Source organism: Duganella caerulea, from assembly GCF_040362985.1.
Lineage (GTDB): Bacteria > Pseudomonadota > Gammaproteobacteria > Burkholderiales > Burkholderiaceae_D > Rugamonas > Rugamonas vulcania.
In genome coordinates this window covers 34,913-60,602 of the sequence record NZ_BPWJ01000007.1, presented here as the reverse complement: position 1 = coordinate 60,602, position 25,690 = coordinate 34,913, and the positions used below count along the sequence as shown (strand labels likewise).

23 protein-coding genes are annotated in these 25,690 nt (G+C 59.8%); 19 read left to right on the top strand and 4 right to left on the bottom strand.

The genetic code is table 11. The annotated features are described in order from the left end of the window. Window positions 1-33: 33 nt before the first annotated feature. The 3 genes from ACUJB0_RS20945 to ACUJB0_RS20935 form a co-directional block, all read right to left on the bottom strand. A complete protein-coding gene (locus tag ACUJB0_RS20945) occupies window positions 34-699 on the bottom strand; it encodes a formylglycine-generating enzyme family protein (RefSeq protein ID WP_444846906.1) in 666 nt (221 codons plus the stop codon). Next, window positions 683-1,384: a 5'-methylthioadenosine/adenosylhomocysteine nucleosidase gene (locus tag ACUJB0_RS20940; protein WP_444846905.1), complete on the bottom strand. Its 702-nt coding sequence runs from the start codon at window positions 1,382-1,384 to the stop codon at window positions 683-685. The genes ACUJB0_RS20945 and ACUJB0_RS20940 overlap by 17 nt, the downstream gene beginning before the upstream one ends. 321 nt (window positions 1,385-1,705) lie before the next feature. After that, complete coding sequence (locus tag ACUJB0_RS20935; RefSeq protein WP_444846904.1) at window positions 1,706-4,420, bottom strand: bifunctional diguanylate cyclase/phosphodiesterase; 2,715 nt, start codon at window positions 4,418-4,420, stop codon at window positions 1,706-1,708. A gap of 467 nt (window positions 4,421-4,887) precedes the next feature. Here ACUJB0_RS20935 and ACUJB0_RS20930 point away from each other — a divergent pair, with 467 nt between their 5' ends. The 8 genes from ACUJB0_RS20930 (at window position 4,888) to ACUJB0_RS20895 (ending at window position 14,598) form a co-directional block, all read left to right on the top strand. Then, a complete protein-coding gene (locus tag ACUJB0_RS20930; RefSeq protein WP_444846903.1) occupies window positions 4,888-5,925 on the top strand; it encodes an NAD(P)H-dependent flavin oxidoreductase in 1,038 nt (345 codons plus the stop codon). A gap of 29 nt (window positions 5,926-5,954) precedes the next feature. Next, a complete protein-coding gene (locus ACUJB0_RS20925; protein ID WP_444846902.1) occupies window positions 5,955-7,583 on the top strand; it encodes a GMC family oxidoreductase in 1,629 nt (542 codons plus the stop codon). 123 nt (window positions 7,584-7,706) lie between these two features. Continuing rightward, window positions 7,707-8,477 (top strand): ABC transporter ATP-binding protein, encoded by a 771-nt coding sequence (locus tag ACUJB0_RS20920; protein WP_161095175.1) that lies wholly within the window; start codon window positions 7,707-7,709, stop codon window positions 8,475-8,477. After that, on the top strand, window positions 8,477-9,184 hold the full coding sequence (locus tag ACUJB0_RS20915) for an ABC transporter ATP-binding protein (protein ID WP_117012345.1): 708 nt from the start codon (window positions 8,477-8,479) through the stop codon (window positions 9,182-9,184). Before ACUJB0_RS20920 ends, ACUJB0_RS20915 begins: the two co-directional genes overlap by 1 nt. Before the next feature lie 52 nt (window positions 9,185-9,236). Beyond that, complete coding sequence (locus ACUJB0_RS20910; protein ID WP_444846901.1) at window positions 9,237-10,445, top strand: ABC transporter substrate-binding protein; 1,209 nt, start codon at window positions 9,237-9,239, stop codon at window positions 10,443-10,445. Window positions 10,446-10,537: 92 nt separating this feature from the next. Further along, on the top strand, window positions 10,538-11,422 hold the full coding sequence (locus ACUJB0_RS20905) for a branched-chain amino acid ABC transporter permease (RefSeq protein ID WP_444846900.1): 885 nt from the start codon (window positions 10,538-10,540) through the stop codon (window positions 11,420-11,422). Between the two features lie 10 nt (window positions 11,423-11,432). Further along, window positions 11,433-12,416, top strand: a complete 984-nt coding sequence (locus ACUJB0_RS20900; RefSeq protein ID WP_444846899.1) for a branched-chain amino acid ABC transporter permease — start codon at window positions 11,433-11,435, stop codon at window positions 12,414-12,416. A gap of 121 nt (window positions 12,417-12,537) precedes the next feature. Beyond that, window positions 12,538-14,598 (top strand): 3-hydroxybutyrate oligomer hydrolase family protein, encoded by a 2,061-nt coding sequence (locus ACUJB0_RS20895; protein ID WP_444846898.1) that lies wholly within the window; start codon window positions 12,538-12,540, stop codon window positions 14,596-14,598. Window positions 14,599-14,601: 3 nt separating this feature from the next. Here the strand turns inward: ACUJB0_RS20895 and ACUJB0_RS20890 are convergent, their stop codons facing one another. Further along, window positions 14,602-15,768, bottom strand: a complete 1,167-nt coding sequence (locus tag ACUJB0_RS20890; RefSeq protein ID WP_444846897.1) for an iron-containing alcohol dehydrogenase — start codon at window positions 15,766-15,768, stop codon at window positions 14,602-14,604. Window positions 15,769-15,902: 134 nt separating this feature from the next. Here ACUJB0_RS20890 and ACUJB0_RS20885 point away from each other — a divergent pair, with 134 nt between their 5' ends. The 11 genes from ACUJB0_RS20885 (at window position 15,903) to atpA (ending at window position 25,666) form a co-directional block, all read left to right on the top strand. After that, on the top strand, window positions 15,903-16,667 hold the full coding sequence (locus ACUJB0_RS20885) for a sulfite exporter TauE/SafE family protein (protein WP_444847141.1): 765 nt from the start codon (window positions 15,903-15,905) through the stop codon (window positions 16,665-16,667). A gap of 167 nt (window positions 16,668-16,834) precedes the next feature. Further along, window positions 16,835-18,766 (top strand): tRNA uridine-5-carboxymethylaminomethyl(34) synthesis enzyme MnmG, encoded by a 1,932-nt coding sequence (gene mnmG, locus ACUJB0_RS20880; RefSeq protein ID WP_444846896.1) that lies wholly within the window; start codon window positions 16,835-16,837, stop codon window positions 18,764-18,766. After that, window positions 18,763-19,413, top strand: coding sequence for a 16S rRNA (guanine(527)-N(7))-methyltransferase RsmG (rsmG, locus tag ACUJB0_RS20875; protein ID WP_117012352.1), 651 nt, complete (start codon window positions 18,763-18,765; stop codon window positions 19,411-19,413). Before mnmG ends, rsmG begins: the two co-directional genes overlap by 4 nt. Before the next feature lie 111 nt (window positions 19,414-19,524). Next, window positions 19,525-20,295: a ParA family protein gene (locus tag ACUJB0_RS20870; RefSeq protein ID WP_117012353.1), complete on the top strand. Its 771-nt coding sequence runs from the start codon at window positions 19,525-19,527 to the stop codon at window positions 20,293-20,295. Window positions 20,296-20,304: 9 nt separating this feature from the next. Beyond that, window positions 20,305-21,192: a ParB/RepB/Spo0J family partition protein gene (locus ACUJB0_RS20865; RefSeq protein WP_444846895.1), complete on the top strand. Its 888-nt coding sequence runs from the start codon at window positions 20,305-20,307 to the stop codon at window positions 21,190-21,192. A gap of 283 nt (window positions 21,193-21,475) precedes the next feature. Beyond that, entirely contained in the window at window positions 21,476-21,841 is a 366-nt protein-coding gene (locus ACUJB0_RS20860) for an ATP synthase subunit I (RefSeq protein WP_161084276.1), read from the top strand. Window positions 21,842-21,862: 21 nt separating this feature from the next. Then, window positions 21,863-22,663: a F0F1 ATP synthase subunit A gene (gene atpB, locus ACUJB0_RS20855; RefSeq protein WP_444846894.1), complete on the top strand. Its 801-nt coding sequence runs from the start codon at window positions 21,863-21,865 to the stop codon at window positions 22,661-22,663. A 62-nt stretch (window positions 22,664-22,725) separates the two neighbouring features. Beyond that, window positions 22,726-23,001, top strand: coding sequence for a F0F1 ATP synthase subunit C (gene atpE / locus ACUJB0_RS20850; RefSeq protein WP_008443432.1), 276 nt, complete (start codon window positions 22,726-22,728; stop codon window positions 22,999-23,001). Window positions 23,002-23,043: 42 nt separating this feature from the next. Next, window positions 23,044-23,514, top strand: a complete 471-nt coding sequence (locus ACUJB0_RS20845; RefSeq protein WP_117012356.1) for a F0F1 ATP synthase subunit B — start codon at window positions 23,044-23,046, stop codon at window positions 23,512-23,514. A 2-nt stretch (window positions 23,515-23,516) separates the two neighbouring features. Further along, window positions 23,517-24,062, top strand: a complete 546-nt coding sequence (locus ACUJB0_RS20840; RefSeq protein WP_161084274.1) for a F0F1 ATP synthase subunit delta — start codon at window positions 23,517-23,519, stop codon at window positions 24,060-24,062. Between the two features lie 62 nt (window positions 24,063-24,124). After that, a complete protein-coding gene (gene atpA, locus ACUJB0_RS20835; protein ID WP_117012358.1) occupies window positions 24,125-25,666 on the top strand; it encodes a F0F1 ATP synthase subunit alpha in 1,542 nt (513 codons plus the stop codon). Window positions 25,667-25,690 lie beyond the last annotated feature (24 nt).

The following is a 25,690-nucleotide window of genomic DNA, read 5'->3' as shown; positions in this document are numbered from 1 at the left end:
CCGGGGTAAAACCTGGCCCTTTTTTTTGCCTGATCAGGCCAGCGACCGGACGACCCGGAAGCCGAGATCGTCGATGGCAAAGGTGGGATGGCTGCGGCGGCGGTTCGTTGCCAGGCAGCCCCGTTCGCTATCCGACCAGCCGCCGCCCCGGAACACGCGGTACGGCCCATACACCTCGGGATCGTACTGGTCTTCGCACCATTCCCAGACATTGCCCAGCATGTCGTGCAGGCCCCAGCTATTGGGCTGTTTCTGGCCAACCGCTTGCGTGCAGCCGCCGGAATTCTCCCGGTACCAGGCAATTTCGTCGATATCACCATAGCGCGGGCCATTGGTGCCGGCCCGGCAGGCGTATTCCCACTCGGCTTCTGTGGGCAGGCGATAGCCATTGCTGCCGGCAATGCGCGACGCGCCCATGCCGTCGTCGTCCAGCGCATAACCAGCGCGTAAACCGGCGCTATCCGACAGCAAATTGCAGAACCGGACAGCATCGAGCCAGGAGACATTCTCCACCGGACACCGCCCAGCAACGCGGACCGATGGCCAAAGCCCGGTGACGGCCGCATATTGCGCTTGTGTGACTGGGTGGCAGCCAATCGCAAAAGACGGCAGCTCGACTACCCAGGCTCGGCTGGTTCTATCGTCCCGCATGGCGATGGTTCCGCCAGGGACAACCATCATTTCAGACGGATCGAACATGTTCTTTGCAAAAACGTTCAATCACGTCAAAAGCATAGCGGGAGGCCACGGTTTTGATGAAATGCATGAAATCAACGGCCGCGTCGTCGTTGGCGTTGTCCGAGATCGTGCGGATGACCGCAAACGGAATGCCGAGCTCAAAACACACCTGCGCGACGGCAGCGCCTTCCATTTCCACTGCCAATAAATCAGGCAAAGCAGCTTTCAAAGTCTGAATCTGGGCCAATTTGCCTATAAATTGATCACCACTGGCGATCATTCCACGGTGTACGCGCGTGGTTTGGGCGGCTGCGGCAGCCAATTGTTCGGTCAAGACAGTGTCGGTTGCGAAGCGTGACAAACCCGTCAAAGGGATTTCAAACTGTGGAAAAAGCGGGCTGGCATCGAAATCATGCTGAACCAGTTCCTCAGCGACGACGATATCCCCGACTTTTACATCTTTATCCCCACTTCCGGCGACGCCGGTGAAGACGATGTGGGTAACTCCGAACTTTTCCACAAGGATGGAGGCTGTCATGGCCGCTGCAACCTTGCCTATACGCGACAGAACGCACACAGCGTCGATTTCCCAGAGCTTCCCTCCCGTGTACTCACGCATGCCGTGGACGAGCTTGTAGGGGCTCTCAAGGGCTTCTATCAGCCCATGCTGTTCTTCAGCCAACGCGCTGATGATGCCTAAACGCATACTTTTCCTTGGTTTGCAGGGGTGAAGGCTGTGGATTTCAAACGGTTTTTCCACAGAGGTTTACGAAAAACGGTCGATTTTAAGGCGTTTTTTGTGCTCTGGGGTCTTTTCAGAACGCGAGCAGGCGTTCAGATTTGGTTTACTTGTTTACAAAGAATTTATATAAAAATAGTAGTAATAGTAAACGAGCAAAAGCCTGTGGATAAGTCATGTATACGTTTACAAATCATTTGTTTACGCGAAAGATAAGCACATGCATAAGCGCTGTACCAGTTCAGGAGCAATTCTGTATAAAATGTCGGCCTTTGGACAACTTCGTCCTTACTCACAAGTCGTCCTGTGGATATCCAGCGAGTTATTCACAGGCGAAAGCTGGTTTTTGATCTGTTTTTCCAATTCTTCGGCCGAAATCGGCTTGGAAAACAGGTATCCCTGCCCTAAATCGCATCCGGCAGCTGTCAAAGCGTCAAGTTGTTGAGGTGTTTCGATGCCTTCGGCGATCACTTTGATGTCCAGCTTGTGCGCCATGGCGATAATTGCCTCGCAAAGTACTACGCCGTCGGTCCCGTTCGAGAGATTGGACACAAAAGTCGGGTCGATTTTGATGTAATCGATATCGAAGCGCCTTAAAAACGCTACCGAGCAATAGCCGGTGCCGAAATCATCCAGCGAAATCTGCATGTGGGCATGTTGAAGCGCCAACATTCGCTCCGAAACCGAGTTCGCCGTATCCAGCAGCAAGTTTTCCGTCACTTCGATGATGATGCTGTTGGCATCCAGATGCAGTTCCTGGAGAAAATCCAGCCATTGTTCGTAATTGCTGCCGTTATCCCGGAACTGCCACGCGGATTTGTTCACGCTGATCTGAAAATCGGGCAATCCCAGGGCCTGCAGCTTCTGCACTTCCCGCGCCGCCTGCTTGAAAACCCAGTCACCGATGCCCACGATCATGCCGCTGCTTTCCGCGATGCTGATAAATTCAGCAGGATTTAGCAGTCCGCGCACTGGATGTTGCCAACGCACCAGCGCTTCCGCCTTGCAGATCTTGCCGCTGGCCAGGTCGATAATCGGCTGGAACAAGATCCGCAACTCATCGTGATTAACCGCTTCGCGCAGTTCGTTGACCAAAGTCATGCGCACGCGCGTCGCTTCCTGCATGAACGGGGCGAAATAATTGAAGCGGTTCCGGCCCTGCTGTTTGGCCGCGTACATGGCCTGGTCGGCGTTTTTGATTAAAGTTTCAGCATCGGCGCCGTCCTCGGGATAAAGCGTGATGCCAATGCTGCTGGAAATATGGGCAATATGCTTGTCCCCGGCATTGCCCAAGTTGAACGGCGTGCTCATTTGCTTGAGGATTTCCTGCGCCGTGCGCACCACGTCGCCGGCGTTGTGCAGCTCGCTCAGGATGACGGTGAACTCGTCACCGCCCAGGCGCGCCACCGTATCGGTCCCCCGGACGGCGCCGGACAAGCGGATTGCCACTTCTTTGAGCAGCAGATCGCCCTTGTCGTGGCCCAGGGTGTCGTTGATTTCCTTGAAGTGATCGAGATCGATAAACACCAGCGCCATCGGCAGGTGGGAGCGATCGGTTTTTTTCATTTCCTGGCGTAGATGCTCATGGAACATGCGCCGGTTTGGCAGTCCGGTCAGCGCATCGAAATTGGCCTGGCGCCAGACCAGTTCTTCCGACGCTTTCCTTTTGGTGATATCGCTCAACAGCGCGACGTAGCGGAATGGATTGCCCAATTCGTCATAAACGGTGTTGAAGCGCATCGCCACCAGATACTCTTCGCCGTCCTTGTGTTGATGCCAGAGTTCGCCTTCCCACTGACCGGTATGGGCGATCGACTCGAACATGCGCGTGTAGAAGTTGATGTCCTGGCGGCTGGTCGTCAATTCATAGCCACGGTGGCCGATGACTTCCTTTTCCGTATAGCCGCTCAGCAGGGAAAAGGCCGGATTCACGGTCAGGATCCGGCCATCCGCGTCGGTGACCATCATGCCTTCGCCGCTGTTTTGGAAAAGCAGGGCCGCCAATTTCATGGATTCTTCGTTTTTCTTGCGCTCCTCCTCGTTGGCCAGCAGTTTTTGTTCCATCTCCCGGCTGGCGGAGTAGAGCGCGCGGAAGCGCAGTTCGCGTTCTTCCTGTTTGGTGTAGGTGCGCAGCGAAAAATGACCGGCGCCTGCCATCAGTATCAGCAACAAGATCAGCCCAGCGCCAGCAATCAAGGAGTTTTGCTGAAGCAATCTGGCCGACTCGGAATCGCTGCTGCCAACGACAACGATCAACGGAAGTTTTTCAAAAACGCGATAGCTGAATATGCGCGTGAGCTTGTCGGCGTTGCCGATGGTTTTGTAGGTGCCGGAACTGGCGCGGCGAACATTGTCGAACAGGTCGGTCGATCCCAGGTCGCGGCCGAAGGACTCTTCAAAATTCGGTACGGCGGCAACGACCTTGCCGCGGGCATGGACCAGCGCGATCGAGATGTCCGAATTGAAGCGCGAATTTTCAAATACGGTGAGGTAGCGGCTGACGTTGAGCGGGGCGACGATTACTCCGAGAAATTCTCCCTTGGCGCTTTCAACCCGGCGGCTAAGAAAAAACAATCTTTGGCTATTGCGCAAGCCAAGTGCGGGTTCTCCAACGAACAACTTGCCGCGCATTGCGACATCCAGGTGGGCTTTGAAGTAATCGCGATCGGCGTATCGGGAACCGTTGATGTTGTTGCCGGTCGAAGTGGCGATGGCGACGCCCTTGGTGTCGAGAAAAGTGATCCAGTACTCGCCGTTGAATGTGGAACCGCGCGAGGACAACAGTTCCGACATCATTTCCGGCGAGTTCCGTTGTTGCGCATTCAAGACTTTGATGGCGTTCGCGAAGCCAATCAGCGACAAGTCGACGGATTGAAGCGAATACAGCACATGCGCTTCCATCGCCTTGACGTGATGTTCGGTCTGGGTCTTGACCGCGAGTTCGCGTTCAACGTAGGTGGTGCGAAATTGGGAAACAACGACGGCAATGGCCAGGGTAGCCATCAGGAAAAGGCCCGTGATCAGACGTCGCCGAAAGCGCAGGTAAGCCGGCGACCGCAGATGTTTGCGCTGTGAGGACAAAATGTCTCCGCATGAGGCTGGTTGTTTGCGAATTCAGTATAGGGGAAAGCAGATGTTGGCGAAATTTTATTTCTGTTCCAGTGGGGTATCAGGCCGTCCAGGCGCTTGCGCCTGTGGTTTTTGGGTTTATGGTTTACTCTAAAGATGTATATATAAAAATAGTAGTAGTTGTTAACGCAGACACTTTTCTGTGGATAAGTGTTCATTTTGGATTAAAATCAGGCGTTTACGGACTGCATAAGCGGGCGGGAAAGCCGTGTATGAGCAAAGAACTGTTTTGGGATAAGAAAAAGCGTCCTCAGAAATTTTTTGTTTACACACATTTCGTGCCTGTGGATATCCATAGACTTATCCACATGTCGTAAACGCCATTTTTAGTGAGAAATCCGATGAATTTGGCATCAATTTTTCCTCATCCCATCATTCAGGGACCGACTGCTGGCGGCAATAACAATCCCGCTCAGGTGGCTGCGGTCTCCAATGCAGGAGCTCTGGGTTCGTTGGCCTGCTCCTTACTTTCGCCGGACGTCATCCGCAGCCAGACCGAGCAAATCCGCGCCCTGACCGACAAGCCGTTTTGCCTGAATTTCTTTGTCTTGGAAACGCCCCAGCCGGCTCCGGAAGAAGTGGCGCGCGCCAAGGAATGGCTGAAGCCGTTCGCCACGTCGCTGGGCTGGACCGAGGTGCCGACGCCCGCGAAATGGTGCGAAGAGTTCGCCGTCCAGTTTGAAACACTGATCGAATTGCGCCCCGCCGTCGCCAGTTTTACCTTCGGCATCCTCAGCGCGGAGCAGATCCGGCGCTTGCATGACGCCGGCATTTTCGTCATCGGCACCATCACCCATGCCGACGAAGCGCTGGCCTGGCAGAGCAGGGGCGCCGATGCGGTGATCGCTTCCGGCACCGAGTCCGGCGGCCATCGCGGCACGTTCATCGGAGCGCAGGAAGACGCCAAACTCACCACTTTCGAGCTACTGCCGACCATCGTCGAGGCGGTGCATATTCCGGTGATCGCGGCCGGCGGCATCATGGACGGCGCTGATATCAAGCGCGCGCTGGACGGCGGCGCCCAGGCGGTGCAGATGGGCACGGCGTTCCTGGTGTGCGACGAATCGTCCATCAATCCGCATTACAAGCAGCGGCTGCTGACCGCCGGCGATCATCCGACCCGGCTGACGCGCACGTTTTCTGGCCGCTATGCGCGCGGTTTGGAGAACCGTTTCATGCTTGAAATGGTCGCTGTGGAAAAACAGATTCCGCCTTACCCTATACAGAATGCCTTGACCGGCGCCATCCGCGCCGAAGCGGGCAAGCGCGGTGAGACCGAACTGATGTCGCTGTGGTGCGGAACCGGCGTCGCGCGCGCGCGGCCGATGTCGGCGGCGCAGCTGGTAAAAACCTTGTTGGCGGAGATAGCCGCCGCCTGACCGAAGCACCGCTCTTGGAGGAGAAGTTTTTGGAATCAGCAGGCATTTACGATTACATCATCATTGGTGCAGGCTCGGCTGGCTGCGTATTGGCAAACCGCTTGAGCGCGAACAGAAACGCGAATGTCCTGCTGATCGAGGCAGGTGGCAAAGACGATTATGTGTGGATCCATATCCCCGTTGGTTATCTGCATTGCATAGATAATCCGCGGACCGATTGGATGTTCCGCACCGAGGCCGATCCAGGCCTGGGCGGGCGCAGCCTGCTGTACCCGCGCGGCAAAGTACTGGGCGGCAGTTCGTCCATCAACGGCATGATCTACATGCGCGGCCAGGCCGGAGACTACGACCGCTGGGCCGAGCTGACCGGCGACGATAGCTGGCGCTGGTCGTCGGTGCTGCCGCTGTTCAAAAAGAGCGAGGACTATCACGGCGGCGCTTCCGAACTGCACGGCGCCGGCGGTCCATGGCGCGTGGAAAAGCAGCGCCTGTCATGGAAAATCCTCGACGCGTTTCGCGACGCGGCGGAGCAAACCGGCATCCAGAAAGTGGACGATTTCAATCGCGGCGACAACGCCGGCTGCGGCTATTTCGACGTCAATCAAAAGCGCGGCATCCGCTGGAATACGGCGAAGGCGTTTTTGAAACCGGTGTCGATGCGGCCGAACCTGACCATCATGACCGGCTGCCATGTGGAACGTCTGCAGATCGAAATGAGCGATCGCGGACCGGTGTGCAAAGGCGTGATTTTCACCGGTGGCGGTACGCACTTCACCGCCACCGCCGACAAAGAAACCCTGCTGGCGGCTGGTGCCGTTGGTTCTCCACAGATTTTGCAATGCTCGGGTATCGGCGCGGTAGACCGTTTGCGCGAGCACGGCATCGAGCCGCTGGTCGACCTGCCCGGCGTCGGCGAAAACCTGCAGGACCATCTGCAACTGCGCATGATCTACAAGCTCGGCGGCGGCGCGCGCACGCTGAACACGATGGCATCCAGCTGGTACGGCAAGATGAAAATCGGCCTTGAGTACGCGATGTTCCAGAGCGGGCCGATGTCGATGGCGCCTTCGCAGCTGGGCGCTTTCGCGCGCTCCGATTCCACGCAGGCCACGCCGAATCTGCAGTACCACGTGCAGCCGCTGTCGCTGGAAAAGTTCGGCGAACCCTTGCACGCGTTCCCCGCGTTCACGGCCAGCGTTTGTAATCTGCGGCCGACCTCGCGCGGCCACGTGCGCATCGCCAGCGCGGATTCGTATGCGCAGCCGAAGATTTCGCCGATGTATTTGAGCACGCCGGAGGACCGCAAAGTGGCCGCCGACGCGTTGACTTTGACGCGCCAGATCGTCGCCGCGCCGGCGTTGAAACCCTATGCGCCGGAAGAATACAAGCCAGGCGTTCACTACCGCACCGAGGAAGAATTGGCGGCGGCGGCGGGCGCGATCGGCACCACGATTTTCCATCCGGTGGGCACCTGCAAAATGGGCCGCGTCGATGACCGGAGCGCCGTCGTCGACAGCGCCTTGCGTGTAATTGGCATACAAGGATTGCGCGTCGTTGACGCTTCCGTCATGCCGTTTATCACCTCGGGAAATACCAATTCACCGACGATTATGATCGCGGAGAAAGCTTCAGAACTGATTCGTTCAGAGTGGAAATGAAACCCTGTATTCGCTAGGTCTAGATCAAAAGTAGACCGTAGTTATACTGTATTGTTAGCCAATTTGTTACTGTGTATGATTTAAAAAAATTTAGTAGTTTGAAAAGAATAACTAGGAGACAGGATGTCCGGCGTTATCTTGGAAACAAAGCACTTGACCAAGGAATTCAAAGGTTTTACCGCGGTCAATGATGTGAATTTGAAAGTGCAGCGCGGCCACATCCATGCGCTGATCGGCCCCAATGGCGCCGGTAAAACCACATGCTTCAATTTGCTCACCAAGTTTCTGGTGCCCACCTCGGGCCAGATTCTTTTCAACGACAAGGACATCACCTTCGCCAAGCCGGCGCAGATCGCCCGCATGGGCGTGATCCGTTCCTTCCAGATTTCCGCAGTCTTTCCGCACCTGACGGTGCTGCAAAATGTCCGCATCGGATTGCAGCGCCAGCTCGGCACCAGCTTCAATTTCTGGCAGAGCGAACGGTCGCTGAACAAGCTCAACGACCGCGCGATGCAGCTGCTGGCGGAGGTCGACCTGACCGAGTTCGCCGACACCGTCACCGTCGATATGCCTTATGGCCGCAAGCGCGCTTTGGAAATCGCCACCACGCTGGCGATGGAGCCGGAGCTGATGCTGCTGGACGAACCGACCCAGGGCATGGGCCACGAAGACGTGCACCGCGTGACGGAGCTGATCAAGAAAGTGTCGGCAGGCCGCACCATCCTGATGGTTGAACACAATATGAAAGTGGTGTCCGGCATCTGCGACAAGATCTCCGTTTTGCAGCGCGGCGCGATGCTGGCGGAAGGCACCTACGCCGAAGTTTCAAGTAATCCACAAGTGATGGAAGCCTATATGGGTACCGAAGCCGCAGTGCTGGAAGGAGCCCACTGATGGCTGCCGCTCTGGAAATCTCCAACCTGCAAACCTGGTACGGCGAATCGCATATTTTGCACGACGTGAACCTGACGGTGCAGCCGGGCGAAGTGGTGACGCTGCTGGGCCGCAACGGCGCCGGCCGCACCACCACGCTGCGCGCGATCATGGGCCTGACCGGCGCACGCAAGGGTTCGATCAAGGTCAACGGCGTGGAAGCGATCGGTTTCCCGACGCACAAAATCGCCCACCTCGGCATCGGCTATTGCCCGGAAGAGCGCGGCATTTTCTCGTCGCTGTCGACCGAGGAAAACCTGATGCTGCCGCCGCAACTGGCCACCGGCGAGAAGGGTATGTCGGTCGAGGAAATCTACGCGATGTTCCCCAACCTGGAAGAGCGCAAGCACAGCCAGGGCACGCGGCTGTCCGGCGGCGAGCAGCAGATGCTGGCGGTGGCGCGCATCCTGCGCACCGGCGCGCGCCTGCTGCTGCTCGATGAAATCTCCGAGGGCCTGGCGCCGGTCATCGTGCAGGGCCTGGCGCGGATGATCACCACGCTCAAGGCCAAGGGTTACACCATCGTCATGGTGGAACAGAATTTCCGGTTTGCCGCCCCGCTGGCGGACCGGTTTTATGTGATGGAACATGGTCAGATCGTCGAGACCTTTGTTGCATCGGAATTGAGCGCCAAGATGCCGGTCCTGACCGAGCTTTTGGGCGTCTGAGTAAGTGTACAAAAAATAGACCAGCACTACTTCTTGAACGAACGGAGACAAAATGAAACTCAAAGCCATCACCATCGCAGCCACCGCCGTGTGCGCACTCGGCCTGTCCTTTGCTGCCCAAGCCCAGGTTTCCGGCGACACCATCAAGATCGGCATGATCACCGACATGTCCGGCCTTTACACGGACATCGACGGCGCCGGCGGTGCCGAAGCAATCAAGATGGCGATTGCCGACGCTGGCGTGGTCATCGCCGGTAAAAAGGTCGAGTTCATCTCCGCCGACCACCAGAACAAGGCTGACATCGCTGCGTCCAAGGCGCGCGAATGGTTCGACCAGCAGGGCGTCGATATGCTGATCGGCGGCACCAACTCCGGCGCCAACCTGGCCATGGCCAAGGTCGCGGCCGAGAAGAAAAAAATCTTCATCTCGATCGGCGCGGGCTCGGCCCGTTTGACCAACGAGGAATGCACGCCATACACGGTCCATTACGCCTACGACACCATCGCGCTGGCGCGCGGCACCGGTGGCGCCATCGTCAAGCAGGGCGGCAAGAGCTGGTACTTCCTGACCGCCGACTACGCCTTCGGCCAGTCGCTGGAAAAAGATACCGCGGACGTGGTGAAAGCCAACGGCGGCAAGGTGCTGGGTTCGGTCAAGCATCCGCTGTCGGCGTCGGACTTCTCCTCCTTCCTGCTGCAGGCGCAATCGTCGGGCGCGCAGATCCTCGGCCTGGCCAACGCCGGCGGCGACGCGATCAACTCGATCAAGGCCGCCAACGAATTCGGCATCACCAAGAAGATGAAACTGGCGGGCTTGCTGATCTTCATCAACGATGTCCACTCGCTGGGCCTGAACCTGACCCAGGGCATGTACCTGACCGACGGCTGGTACTGGGACGCGAATGCCGACACCCGCGCCTGGTCGAAGCGCTACTTCGCCAAAATGAAGAAGGAGCCGTCGATGCTGCAGGCGGCCGACTACTCGGCGGCCGCCAACTACCTGAAGGCGGTCAAGGCCGTCGGCAGCGACGACACCGACAAGGTCATGGCCTACCTGAAAGCGAACAAGATCAACGACATGTTCGCCAAGAACGGCGTGATCCGTCCGGACGGCCGCATGGTCCACGATATGTACCTGATGGAAGTGAAGAAGCCATCGGAATCGAAATATCCATGGGACTACTACAAGGTCGTCGCCACCATTCCGGGCGACCAGGCTTACGCCACCAAGGCGGAAACCAAATGCTCCCTGTGGAAATAAGCTGAGTTGCACACAGGCCGGGCGCCCTTGCCCGGCCTTTTTCTGGTGTCGCGCCGTCCCGTCCGGGACGGTGACCTTTATATTGTGATCTCATGGAAATATTCGGCTACCCTTTGCCCATGATTATGAGCCAGCTGATGCTGGGCCTGGTCAACGGCTCCTTCTATGCCATGCTGTCGCTCGGCCTGGCGGTGATTTTCGGCCTGCTGAACGTGATTAATTTCTCGCACGGCGCGCTCTACATGATGGGCGCGTTCGTCGCTTGGATGGGCATGGCCTACCTCGGCCTGAACTACTGGGTGATGCTGGTACTGGCGCCGCTGATCGTCGGCGTGTTCGGCATCGTCATCGAAAAAACCATGCTGCGCTGGCTCTACAAGCTGGACCATCTCTACGGCCTGCTGCTGACCTTCGGCATCACGCTGCTGGTGGAAGGCGTGTTCCGCTCGTTCTACGGCGTGTCCGGCCAGCCTTTCCAGGTGCCTGAGGCGCTGGCCGGGGCGACCGACCTCGGCTTCATGGTGCTGCCGAACTACCGCGCCTGGGTGGTGGTGGCCTCGCTGGCGGTGTGCCTGGCGACCTGGTTCGTCATCGAAAAGACCAAACTGGGCGCCTACTTGCGCGCCGGCACCGAGAATCCCAAGCTGGTTGAAGCGTTCGGTATCAACGTTCCGCTGATGGTCACGCTCACCTACGGCTTCGGCGTCGCTTTGGCGGGCTTTGCAGGGGTGCTGGCGGCTCCCGTGATCCAGGTGCAGCCCCTGATGGGTCAGAACCTGATTATCGTCGTATTCGCCGTTGTAGTGATCGGTGGCATGGGTTCGATCATGGGCTCCATCGTGACCGGCCTCGGCCTGGGCGTGATCGAGGGCCTGACCAAGGTGTTCTACCCCGAGTTTTCGTCGACGGTGGTGTTCCTGGTGATGGTCGTTGTGTTGTTGATCCGTCCAGCCGGCTTGTTCGGCAAAGAAAAATAAGAGGCCGCAGATGAATAAAAACCTAGGTTATCTCGTCGCCTTCGCGATCGCGCTGGCGGCGCCGTTTGTCGGTTATCCGGTGTTCCTGGCCAAGCTGCTGTGCTTTGCGCTGTTCGCCAGCGCCTTCAACCTGCTGATCGGCTTCACCGGTTTGCTGTCGTTCGGCCACGCGGCCTTCTTCGGCGCCGCCGGCTATGTGGCCGGCAACGCCATGAAGGTGTGGGGCTGGCCGGTCGAGCTGGGCCTGCTGGCCGGCGTCGCGGCCGGCGCCTTCATCGGCCTGGTGATGGGCGCGCTGGCGATCCGCCGCCAGGGCATTTATTTCTCGATGATCACGCTGGCGCTGGCGCAGATGGTGTACTTCGGCGCGCTGCGCGCCGGCGAGTTCACTGGTGGCGAGGACGGCCTGCAGGGCGTTCCACGTGGAAAACTGCTGGGCATGGTCGACCTGACCAACGACACCGCGCTGTACTTCTTCGTGCTGGGCATCGCCGTGCTGGCCTTCATGCTGATCGTTCGCACCGTGCATTCGCCGTTCGGCCAGGTGTTGAAGGCGATCAAGGAAAGCGAGCCGCGCGCGATCTCGCTGGGCTACGATGTGGACAAGTACAAGCTGCTGGCCTTCGTGCTGTCGGCCGCGCTGGCCGGCCTGGCGGGCGCGTCCAACATGCTGGTGCAGGGCTTTGAAACGCTGACCGACGTCCACTGGAGCATGTCCGGCCTGGTGATCCTGATGACGCTGGTGGGTGGCATGGGCACGCTGGCTGGCCCAATGCTGGGCGCCATCCTCATCATCGCGCTGGAGAACAAGCTGGGCGATTTCGGCATCTTCATGGTCTCGCACACCGGCATCGAATGGTTCAACACCATCGGCGAAGCGGTCAACATGGTGATCGGTTTTATCTTCATCGTTTGCGTGCTGTTGTTCCGGCGTGGCATAGTCGGCGAGATCGTCGCCAAGTTCGGCCTCGGCGGCGCCAAAAAAGCAGCTTGATGCAGCACACACGCCGGACGTTCTGTCCGGCGTTTTTATTTCACCGGTAGTACATTTCGTCTGGCCGCAGGCCGGAGTGGGAGTAGTCCGTCCGTAACTTTTTATCGACATAGAGGATGACATGCACATCAAGAAAATCACGCTGGCGCTGGCCGGCATTGCGCTGACCGCCTGTGGCGCCAACGAGCACGACGCGGCCGAGGATTTAAACGTGCTGCCGGCGTATCTGGGCACCATCACCAGCAAGACCTACGACGGCACCACCGACGACCTGCTGACCGCCGGCCTGGGCGCCACCGGCCTGGCAGCGCCCACCGCGCCGGCGTATGCCGATCCGTCCAATCCCACGGCTGCCGAGCTGCGGCGCAACGCCATCTACGCCAACTACCGAGCCGTGCTCGACATCAACATCAACAGCGGCTACGGCACGCTGTACGGCCCGAACGTGGATGCCAGGGGCGCGATCGGAACGGGGCAGGGCATGATCGCCGGCACCGAGTACATCGCCTACTCCGACGACGGCACCGGCAACCAGAACGTGACCTTGATGGTACAGATCCCGAACGGCTTCGACGTCAACAATCCCTGCATCGTCACCGGCACGTCGAGCGGATCGCGCGGCGTGTACGGCGCCATCGGCAGCGCTGGCGAGTGGGGCCTGAAGAACAACTGCGCGGTGGCGTACGCCGACAAGGGCAGCGGCACCGGTCTCTACACCTTCGACGACGACAGCGTGAACCTGCAAAGCGGCGTGCGCTCCACCCGCGCCGCGGCCGGCAAGAACGCCATGTTCGCGCCGGCCCTGAGCGACGCCGACCGCGCCGCCTTCGCCTCGTCATCGCCTGGACGCATCGCCTTCAAGCACGCGCACTCGCAGCAAAACCCGGAAAAGGACTGGGGCAAGTTCACCCTGCAATCGCTGGAATTCGCCTTCTACGTGCTCAACGAAAAGTACGGCGTGCTGGCCAAGGACAACAAAAGCCACATCGTGCGCCTGACGCCGAAGAACACGGTAACGATCGCCTCCAGCATTTCCAACGGCGCCGGCTCGGCCCTGCTGGCTGCGGAACAGGACACCAAGGGCCTGATCGGCGGCGTGGCGGCCACCGAGCCGCAGGTCCAGCCCAAGGCCGCCACCGGCTACACGGTGCGCCAGGGCGGCGTCAACGTGACAGGGCAGGGCAAGGCGCTGTTTGACTATTCGACGTTTGCGGCGCTGTACCAGCCCTGCATCGCCTCGACAGCCGCCGCGCCGGGCCGCTGCACGGCGCTGGCAGCCAAAGGCTTGTTGACCGGCACCGACCTGCCATCGCAACAGGCGGACGCCAAGGCGCGCCTGAAGGCCTACGGCTGGCTCGCCGATTCCGACATCCTGCAGGCGGCGCACGCCGGCACCAACATCCTGGTGGCGGTAACGTATGCGAATGCCTACGGCAAGTTCTCGGTGACGGACAAGGTGTGCGGATTCTCGTTCGCCCCGACCGACGCGACCGGCTCGCCGGTGGCGTTCACCGCCGCGCAAAAGGCCACCAGCTTCGCGACCCAGAACGGTATCATCGGCAGCGTGCTCTACGAGGATTCGGTGGGCGGCGCCAAGGCCTACAACTTTGGCGTGTCGCCAAGCAGCAACCTGGCGGACCAGTCGCTGGACGGTTTCCTGTGCCTGCGTTCGCTGGCGACGGGCGTCGATCCCGTCACCGGCGGCGCGCTGAGCGGCACGCTGGCGGCGCAGAGCGCGCGCGTGAAGGCGGGCATGGCCGAGGTGGCGGCGACCGGCAATCTGCACGGCAAGCCTGCCATCATCGTGCAGGGCCGCAGCGATACGCTGATCCCGGTGAACTTCGCGTCACGCTCGTACGTGGGCTTGAACGCGTCGGTGGAAGGTGCTGCTAGCAAGCTGCGCTACATCGAGGTGACCAACGCCAACCACTTCGATTCCTTCACCAACGCGCTGCCGGCCAACATCGTGCCGTTGCACGTCTACCTGTTCCGCGCGCTGGATGCGATGCTGGCCAACTTGCGCAGCTCGGCAACGCCGCTGCCAGCGTCGCAGGTGGTGCGCACGGTGCCGCGGGCCGACAACACCACGCCGATCACCGTCGCCAACGTGCCGCCCATCGCCGCCACGCCCGGCACCAACGCGATCACGGTCAGCGGCACCACGGTCGATGTGCCCAACTAAGGTCTACAACGCCGCCGCGTAGATCGCCCTCGCATCGTCGCGCGTGACGGTGCGGGGGTTATTCCCCAACAAGCGGGTCTGGAGCATGGCGTCATCCGCCAGCCGGTCCAGATCCGTTTCTCTGATCCCCACCTGCTGCAACGTCCGCTCTATCCCGGTGATGATGGCTATTTGCTGCATCGCAACAACCAACGCCTCCGCCCTCGCCTCGACGCTGCCGCTGGCCTGAGGCACGACGATCTCCGCCAGTTCCGCATACAGCGCGGCCGCCTCGGGCGCATTGAAGCGCAGCACGTGCGGCAGCACCAGCGAGTTCGACAGCCCATGCGGCACGTGGAAGATGCCGCCTATCGGATACGCCAGCGCGTGCACCGCCGCCACCGGCGCGTTCGAGAACGCCTGCCCGGCCAGCATCGCACCCAGCAGCATGGCCTGGCGCGCCGCCAGGTCCCCGCCGTTTTCACAAGCGCGGATCAGGTTGGCCGACAGCAGACTGAGCGCCTTGCGCGCAAAGATATCGGACAGCGGATTCTTTTTGTGGCGGCTGGTGTAGGCCTCGATCGCATGCACCATCGCATCGATGCCGGTCGCGGCGGTGACCATGGGCGGCAGGCCAAGCGTCAGCTCGGCGTCCAGCAATGCAAGATCGGCATAGAGTTGCGGCGCGACGACGCCCATTTTTGTGGTAGCCCCGGTGGTGACGATGGCGATGTTGGTCACCTCCGAACCGGTGCCTGCGGTGGTCGGAATCTGTACCAGCGGCAGCCGCGCACCCTTCACATTGCCGATACCGTAGATCGCGCTGATCGGCTGGTCGCTACCGGCCAGCACGGCGATCAGCTTGGCGACGTCCATCGAGCTCCCGCCGCCCAGCCCGATGACGATGTCGGCCCGGTGCTCGCGGGCGGCTGCCACCGCTTCCAGCACCACCGCCTCGGGCGGGTCCGCCACCACGTTGGAATAGATCGCCACCGCCAATCCCGCCGCACGCAGGCTGGCGGCCGGTGCATCGACCAGGCCGGTTTTCAGGAAACCGGGATCGGTGACGAGGAGGGCGCGCGTGGCCGCCGGGAAGCGTTGGATGATGTGCTCGCCCAACCGGCCGGCGGCGCCAAGCTCGGAAACGATGTGGGCGACGGTGCTGAACGAGAACGCTGGGAAGTCGGTCATGGCGGTTCCAAGGTGGTGGATTTCACGTGAAGCTTACCTGATTTGCGCCCGCCCGGGCCATGCAGGATGCGCATAAGCCGCATTGAATTTCTTCCGTACAATATAGCCTTTACATGGTTGAGGATGGCAAGGCGATGGTCGATTATCTGGTGTTGGGTGTGGCAGCGTTCGGTGCGGGTCTGGTGGATGCGGTGGTCGGGGGCGGGGGACTGATACAACTCCCGGCCATGTTCTCGGTGTTTCCCAACATGGCGCCCGCCACGCTGATCGGCACCAACAAGCTGGCCAGCATCTTCGGCACCAGTGTCGCGGCGGTCAGCTACGCGCGCCGTGTCGCCATCGCCTGGTCGGTGGCCACGCCGGCCGCCTTGGCCGCGCTGATCTTCGCCTTCCTCGGCGCGTACACCGTGACCAAGGTCTCGGCGGACTTCATGCGGCTGCTGCTGCCGGTGGTGCTGGTCGCGGTCGCCATTTACACCTTCGCCAAGAAGGACTTCGGCAGCGTCCACGCGCCCGTGCACTCGGGCGCCAGGGAGCAGACGCTGGCGCTGGTGATCGGCGCCGGCATTGGCTTCTACGACGGCTTCTTCGGTCCCGGTACCGGCAGCTTCCTGGTGTTCCTGTTCGTACGCATCTTCGGCTTCGACTTCCTCGGCGCGTCGGCCGTGGCCAAGATCGTCAACGTTGCTTGCAACTTCGCCGCGCTGGTCTGGTTCGGCTACAGCGGCCACCTGATCTGGCAACTGGGCGCGACCATGGCGGTGGCGCAGATCGCCGGTTCCATCATCGGCTCGCGCATGGCGATGAAGCACGGCAGCGGCTTCGTGCGCAAATTGTTCCTGGTCGTGGTCGTCGTTCTGATCATAAAAACTGGCTACGATGCATGGTTGCGGTGGTGACACTGTTTCACGTGGAACAAAAGAAGGGCGCTTATTGGGAACGATAAGCGCCCTTTTTCAATGTTTCACGTGGAACAATCGAGCGATATTTTTTTGCTTAAAAAAGTCGCAGCAGCAAAAAGACTCTATAATCTGAGCTTGATCCCTTCGCTTTAACCAATTCCAACATGCTATTTCCTACAAAATTCGACGTCATCGTCGTCGGTGGTGGTCACGCCGGCACCGAGGCCGCCCTCGCTTCGGCCCGCATGGGCCAGAAGACTCTGCTGCTCACGCATAACATTGAGACGCTGGGCCAGATGTCGTGCAATCCCTCCATCGGCGGTATCGGCAAAGGCCATCTGGTCAAGGAAGTCGACGCCATGGGCGGCGCCATGGCCATCGCCACCGATGAGTCGGGCATCCAGTTCCGTATCCTGAATTCGTCCAAAGGCCCAGCCGTGCGCGCCACCCGCGCCCAGGCCGACCGCATCCTGTACAAGCAAGCCATCCGTTCGCGCCTGGAAAACCAGCCCAACCTGTGGCTGTTCCAGCAGGCCGTGGACGACCTGATGGTGGAGGGCGAGCGCGTCATTGGCGCCGTCACCCAGATCGGCCTGCAGTTCCTGGCGCCCGCCGTGGTGCTGACCGCCGGCACTTTCCTCGACGGTAAGATCCACGTCGGCCTGCAGAACTACTCGGCCGGCCGCGCCGGCGATCCTCCGGCGATCTCGCTGTCGGCCCGCCTGAAGGAACTGAAGCTGCCGCAAGGCCGCCTGAAGACCGGCACGCCGCCGCGCATCGACGGCCGCAGCATCGACTTCTCGCTGATGACCGAACAGCCCGGCGACCTGGATCCGGTGCCGGTGTTCTCGGTGATGGGGAATGCCGCCATGCACCCCGAGCAAATGCCGTGCTGGGTCACGCACACCAACACCCAGACCCACGACATCATCCGCGCCGGCCTGGACCGCAGCCCAATGTACACCGGCGTCATCGAAGGCGTCGGCCCGCGCTACTGCCCGTCGATCGAAGACAAGATCCACCGCTTCTCGGCCAAGGAATCGCACCAGATTTTCCTGGAACCGGAAGGCCTGACCACCAACGAATTCTATCCAAACGGCATCTCCACCAGCCTGCCATTCGACGTGCAAATCAACCTGGTGCGCTCGATGAAGGGCATGGAAAACGCCCACATTTTGCGTCCCGGCTACGCCATCGAATACGATTATTTCGACCCGCGCGGCCTCAAGGCGTCGCTGGAAACCAAGGCCATCAACGGCCTCTACTTCGCCGGCCAGATCAACGGCACCACCGGCTACGAGGAAGCGGCAGCGCAGGGCATGCTGGCCGGCATCAACGCCGCGCTGCAAACCCAGGGCCGCGAAGCCTGGACGCCGGCCCGTTCCGAAGCCTACCTGGGCGTGATGGTTGACGACCTGGTCACGCAGGGCGTGATGGAACCGTACCGCATGTTCACCAGCCGCGCCGAGTACCGCCTGAGCCTGCGCGAAGACAACGCCGACATGCGCCTGACCGAGATCGGCCGCAAGCTGGGCTGCGTCGGCGATGCGCAGTGGGAAGCCTTCGAGACCAAACGTGAAGCCGTCGCGCGCGAGCTGGAGCGTCTGCGTTCCACGTGGGTGAATCCACGCATCCTGGAAGCGGCCGAATCCGAGCGCGTCATTGGCCAGGCGATCGAGCGCGAGTACTCGCTGGCCAACCTGTTGGCCCGTCCCGGCGTCGACTACGACAAGCTGATGAGCCTGTCCGGCATCGACGGCCGCGACCTCGCCGGCCCCGGCGTCAGCGACGACGCGGTGCGCGAACAGGTGGAAATCCAGCTCAAATATTCGGGCTATATCGACCGCCAGACCAAGGAAGTCGAGCGCCACGAGCACTACGAAAACCTGAAATTGCCGGAAGGTTTCAGCTACCTGGACATCACCGCGCTGTCGGTGGAAGTGCGCCAGAAGCTGCACGCGCAGCGTCCGGAAACGCTGGGCCAGGCATCGCGGATCTCCGGCGTGACACCGGCCGCGATTTCGCTGCTGCTGGTGCACCTGAAGAAGGCCGGTTTCGGCGGTTTTGTGAATCAAAAAGATGAGGCTGTTCAATGAAGGTGTTTGACCGTGCGGTACTCGCGGATGTTTTAAAACAAGGCATCAACAGTCTGAAGCTGGACCTCGGCGACGACCAGGTGGAGAAATTGCTGGACTACCTGGCGCTGCTGAACAAGTGGAATGCGGTGTACAACCTGACCTCGGTGCGCGATCCGATGCAGATGGTCACGCTGCACGTGCTGGACTCGCTGGCTGCGGTGCCCGCCTTCGCCGGCGCGAGCAACGTGCTGGACGTGGGAGCAGGGGGCGGTTTGCCGGGCATGGTGCTGGCGATCAGCCGTCCGGACATGAAGGTGTCGATGATCGACACGGTGCACAAGAAGACCGCCTTCCTGAACCAGGTGAAGGCGGAGCTGGGCCTGGCCAACGTGACGGTGTACACCAAGCGTGTGGAGCAGCTGGAAGTGAAGACCAAGTTCGACGTCATCACCTCGCGGGCGTTTGCCGACCTGTCCGACTTCGTCAACTGGTCCGGGCACCTGCTGCAAGAGGGCGGGCGGTTCATTGCCCTGAAAGGGACGGCGCCGGCAGAGGAGCGCGAGCGGCTGCCAGAGCCATGGAAAGTGCAGAAACTGGAACCTTTGGAAGTGCCGGGGCTGGACGCGGAGCGCCACCTGGTATTCATCCAGGCAGAAACCAAGTAAATGATTTATACGATATAAACGGTTTATACAGTTTATTCTGTATAAACAGTATAAATCGTTTATATCGTTTTAATAGTATAAATAATTAAGAAGCACAACACAAAGAAATACATGGCGAAAATTTTTTGCGTAGCGAATCAAAAGGGTGGTGTGGGGAAAACCACCACGACGGTAAACCTGGCCGCCGGATTGGCAAAGCTGGGCCAGCGGGTATTGCTGGTCGACCTGGACCCGCAAGGCAACGCGACGATGGGCGCGGGCATCAACAAGGCGGGCCTGCCCGCGTCGACCTATGAGGTGATGCTGGGCGAGTCCGACGTGGCCACCGCGCGCCAGCGTTCGGAGCCGGGACAGTTCGACGTCCTGCCCTCCAACCGCGAGCTGGCCGGCGCCGAAGTCGAGATGGTCTCGCTGGACAATCGCGAGCGCCGCCTGAAGGATGCGCTGGCCGTGGTCGACAAGGAGTACGACTTCATCCTGATCGACTGCCCGCCCGCGCTGTCGATGCTGACCCTGAACGGCCTGTGCGCCGCGCACGGCGTCATCATCCCGATGCAGTGCGAGTACTACGCGCTGGAAGGGCTGTCCGACCTGGTCAACACCATCAAGAAGGTGCATGCCAACCTGAACCCGGACCTGAAGATCATCGGCCTGCTGCGCGTGATGTTCGATCCGCGCATGACGCTGTCGCAGCAAGTATCGGCCCAGCTGGAGCAGCACTTCGGCGACAAGGTCTTCAAAACCATCATCCCTCGCAACGTGCGGCTGGCCGAAGCGCCATCCTACGGCCTGCCGGGCGTCACCTTCGACCCATCCTCCAAGGGAGCGCAGGCGTACATCGCCTTCGGCGCCGAGATGGTCAAGCGCATCAAGAAAATGTAAGGCAATCACATGGCAACCAAAAAACTCAAAGGCCTGGGTCGCGGCCTGGAAGCGCTGCTCGGCGGCGACGGCGACATCACCACCCCGGACGCGAACACGCCATCCGAACTGCCGGTCACGCAAATGCAGGCCGGTAAGTACCAGCCGCGCACGCGCATGGACGAGGGCGGCCTGCAGGAGCTGGCCGCATCGATCAAGACCCAGGGCATCATGCAACCGATCCTGGTCCGTCCGGTCGGCACCGACAAGCTGACCGGCGCCACCAAGTACGAGATCATCGCCGGCGAACGCCGTTTCCGCGCCGCGCAAATCGCCGGCCTGGAAGTGCTCCCTGTTTTGGTGCGTGACGTCGACGACCAGGCCGCCGCCGCGATGGCCCTGATCGAAAACATGCAGCGCGAGGATCTGAATCCGCTGGAAGAAGCGCAGGGCATCCACCGCCTGATCACCGACTTCAGTTTCACGCACGAGCAGGCGGCCAACGCGGTGGGCCGTTCGCGCAGCGCCGTGTCCAACCTGCTGCGCCTGATGAACCTGGCCAATGCGGTCCAGACCATGCTGATGGCCGGCGATATTGACATGGGCCACGCCCGCGCCCTGCTGTCGGTGGACGCCGCGACCCAGATCAACCTTGCCAACATGGTCATCGCCAAACGGTTATCCGTGCGTGAAACTGAAAAGTTGGTGGCAAAAACGCTGGAAGATCAAAAAGCGCCGCCGGCCGAAGCGCGTCAAAAAGAGAAATCCGGCGATATCGTCCGCCTGGAAGAAGAATTGTCGGACAAGCTGGCCACCCCGGTCGTCTTCAAGATGGGCAGCAAGGGCCGCGGCCAAATGATCATCGACTTCGCCGACCTGGACATCCTCGACGGCGTCCTCGCCCGCCTGCGCGCCTGACAAAATTGGGGTCAAGTCTGACATTCGGACACGAACTGCGCCGTAGACCGTCGTTACGGCTGAGGTCGTGTCCGAATGTCAGACTTGACCCCAAAATGCTCTGAAAAAACGAAAACGCTTAACTGGTTCCAACTTGGTGCAACCGGTGCGGAATTGTTTATAAAAGCGTCGCTTTCGTGCACCAATTGCTCTGCTGCGGTGCAGCAATGTTTGACGTGATACAGTAAAGACACATATAATCCCGTGTCTTTGGGTTTTATCGGCTTTTTTTGGAGCTCGCCAGATGAGTGATTCGACGAGTATTTCAAAGCCGATTTTTAAAGTCGTCGCCCTCCAGTTGGCTATCGCCACTGGGTTCGCCTTGCTCGCCTGGAACTTGGGCGGAGTACTCAAAGCTTGGTCGGCCGCCTATGGCGGAGCAATCGCAGTCATCGGGAGTCTGATGTACGCGATGATTGTTGCGGGCGGAACAAATGACGCCAAAAAAGCTTTCCGGTCGCATGTACGCGCCGAAGTTGTAAAAATATTTATCACGGTAGTGCTGTTTATTTTGGCACTGGCGCTGTTTCAGTCGGCCTCTTGGTTATGGCTGATCTTGGGTTTCGCGGTGGCAACCTTAGCCTATTGGTTTTCACTGCTCGCAATTTAATCACCAAAATCTAATACTTTTATGACCACAGAAAACGCTGTAGGGGCACACGAAGCGCCCACCTCCATTGAGTACATCCAGCATCACCTGAGCCATCTCAAGAATGCTGACGCCACCTTCAACCTGGATACGTTCTGGGTTTCGGCCGTTCTGGGCATGATTTTCCTCGGCGTGTTCTACATGGCTTCGCGCCGTGCGACCGCCGGTGTGCCGGGCAAGCTGCAAAACTTCGTCGAAGCCATCATGGAGCTGGTGAACGAAGTGGTCAATTCCGCATTCCACGCCAAGAGCAAGGTTATCGCGCCGCTGGCCATCACGATCTTCTGCTGGGTTTGGCTGATGAACGCGATGGACTTCCTGCCGGTCGATCTGCTGCCTAAGATTCTTGGCTACTTTGGCGTCCACAAGCTGCGAGTCGTGCCGACCGCGGACGTCAACCACACTTTCGGCATGTCGTTCGGCGTCATGCTGTGCATTATTGGTTTCTCGATCAAAGCCAAAGGTCTCGGCGGCTGGGGTAAAGAGTTGCTGACCGCGCCGTTCCACGCCCATGGCTTCATGGCTGTCGTGCTGGCCCCGGTCAACTTCGTCTTCCAGATGATCGAGTTGCTGGCCAAGCCACTGTCGCTGTCGCTGCGACTCTTCGGCAATATGTATGCCGGCGAGCTGCTGTTCATTCTGATCGCTCTGCTGCCATGGTGGGCGCAGTGGCTGCTGGGTGGTCCTTGGGTTATCTTCCACATCCTGGTGGTGACCCTGCAAGCGTTTGTGTTTATGGCGTTGACTGTTGTGTATCTGAGCCTTGCGGTTGAGAAACATTAAGCAACAAATCGTTTTTAACTTTTCAGTATCGTAGTCTTTTTTAAAATCTTAGGAGAAATTCAATGCAAGCTCTGATCGCACAAGTACAAAGCATGACCGTTCTGGCCGCAGCAATCATCATCGGTCTGGCCGCTATCGGCACCGCACTCGGTTTCGCAATTCTGGGCGGCAAATTCCTGGAAGCTTCGGCTCGTCAACCAGAACTGATGCCACAACTGCAAACCAAACTGTTCGTTATCGCCGGTCTGCTGGATGCGATCTCGATGATCGGCGTCGGCGTTGCTCTGCTGTACACCTTCAGCAACCCATTCCTGGCAGCTGTTCTGGCAGCACATTAATTCGCTCCCTTCTAGGAGAAACTTTTAGTTAGGAGCAAAGGTATGGACATCAATATGTCTCTCATCGGTCAGATGATCACCTTCGCGGTGTTGGTCTGGGTTTCGATGAAGTTCGTATTTCCATCGCTGAATGCAGCGTTGGATGAGCGTGCCAAGCGTATCGCTGACGGTCTGGCTGCGGCCGACCAAGGCCAGCAAGCGATGGTAGTGGCTGAGAAGCGCGCCAGCGAAGCGCTGGCAGGTGCACGCGAAGAAGCTTCGCAACGCGTTGCCGACGCTGAAAAGCGCGCGCAACTGGTGGCAGAAGAAATCAAAGCTAATGCACAAGCCGAAGCGGACCGCATCATTGCGCAAGCCAAGGCCGACGCCGATCAGCAACTGGCCAAGGCGCGCGAAGCGCTGCGCGCTCAGGTGGCTGACCTGGCTGTGAAGGGCGCCGAGCAAATCCTCAAGCGCGAAGTCAACGCCTCGGCCCACGCCGATCTGTTGTCGCGCCTGTCTGTCGAGCTGTAATCATGGCAGAAAACGCAACCGTCGCCCGTCCCTACGCGGAAGCTTTGTTCCGCGTAGCCCAAGCAGGTAAGGAATCGTTCAACCTCGCGGCGTGGTCCGAACTGGTGGCCGAACTGGCCCAGATCGGTGCCCACCCCGAGGTGCAAGCATTCGCCCGCAACCCGAAAGCTTCGGCTAGCGATGTGAGCGCCGCCATCACGGCACTGGTCAAGTCGCCGCTCAACACGGAAGCGAAAAACTTCCTGGCGATGCTGGTCGAAAACGGCCGCATCAGTCTGCTGCCGGAAATCGGCGCGCAATTCCAGGCGTTGAAAAACGCCGTGGAAGGTGCGGCAGACGCCGACATCACCAGCGCCTTCGACCTGAGCTCGGCTCAAGTGAGCGAGCTGGTCGCCACGCTGGAGAAGAAATTCAGCCGCAAGCTGAACCCGGTCGTGACCGTGGATCCCGCGTTGATCGGTGGTGTGCGCGTCGTCGTTGGCGACCAGGTGCTGGACACGTCGGTCCGCGCCAAGTTGCAGCAAATGCGTGTTGCGCTGGTCGCGTAAGCGCCGCTTAGAACAGATTCTTCATCTCGCGCAAGCTGAGAGAAACACTTTTAGGAGTTAGTATGCAACTCAACCCATCTGAAATCAGCGAGCTGATCAAGAGCCGTATCCAAGGCCTTGATGGCGGCGCTGAAGTACGCAACCAAGGCACGGTTATTTCCGTGGCCGACGGTATCGTCCGCATCCACGGCCTGTCGGACGTGATGCAGGGCGAAATGCTGGAATTCCCTGGTAACACCTTTGGTCTGGCGATGAACCTGGAGCGTGACTCCGTCGGCGCCGTGATTCTGGGTGCTTACGAGCACATCTCCGAAGGCGACACGGTCAAGTGCACCGGCCGCATTCTGGAAGTGCCGGTCGGTCCTGAACTGCGTGGCCGCGTGGTCAACGCCCTGGGCCAGCCGATCGACGGCAAAGGCGCTGTCGATGCCAAGCTGACCGCACCAATCGAAAAGATCGCGCCAGGCGTTATCGCCCGTGAGTCCGTCTCGCAGCCGATGCAGACCGGCCTGAAGTCGATCGACGCGATGGTACCAATCGGCCGTGGCCAGCGCGAGCTGATCATTGGCGACCGTCAAACCGGTAAGTCCGCCGTTGCGGTTGATGCGATCATCAACCAAAAAGGCCAGGGCATGACCTGCATCTACGTGGCGATCGGTCAGAAAGCCTCGACGATCAAGAACATCGTGCGTTCGCTGGAACAGCACGGCGCGATGGAGTACACCATCGTTGTGGCCGCATCGGCAGCCGAATCGGCAGCGATGCAGTACATCTCGGCCTACTCGGGCTGCACCATGGGCGAATACTTCCGCGACCGCGGCGAAGACGCGCTGATCGTGTACGATGACCTGTCCAAGCAAGCCGTGGCCTACCGTCAGATCTCCCTGCTGCTGCGCCGCCCACCAGGCCGCGAAGCCTACCCAGGCGACGTGTTCTACCTGCACTCCCGTCTGCTGGAACGCGCAGCACGCGTCAACGCCGACTACGTCGAAGCCTTCACCGGCGGCGCAGTCAAAGGCAAGACCGGCTCGCTGACCGCACTGCCGATCATTGAAACCCAGGCTGGCGACGTTTCGGCGTTCGTTCCAACCAACGTGATTTCGATTACCGACGGTCAGATCTTCCTGGAAACCTCGCTGTTCAACTCGGGTATCCGTCCTGCGATTAACGCCGGTATCTCGGTGTCGCGCGTTGGTGGCGCCGCCCAGACCAAGGTCATCAAAAACCTGTCCGGCGGTATCCGTACCGACTTGGCACAGTACCGTGAACTGGCTGCGTTCGCGCAGTTCGCTTCCGACCTGGACGAGTCGACCCGCAAGCAGCTGGACCGCGGCGCCCGCGTGACCGAACTGCTGAAGCAGGCTCAGTACTCGCCACTGTCGATCTCCATGATGGCCGCTTCGCTGTTCGCAGTGAACAAGGGCTACCTGGACGACGTGCCAGTCAAGAAAGTTCTGCCGTTCGAAGCTGGCCTGCACGCCTACCTGAAGACCAAGCAAGCTGACCTGATGTCCAAGATTGAATCGTCGAAGCAACTGGACAAAGACGGCGAAGCAACGCTGTCGGCCGCCATTGCTGACTTCAAGAAATCCGGCGCATATTAATCGGCACGGCGGCTCCCCGGAGCC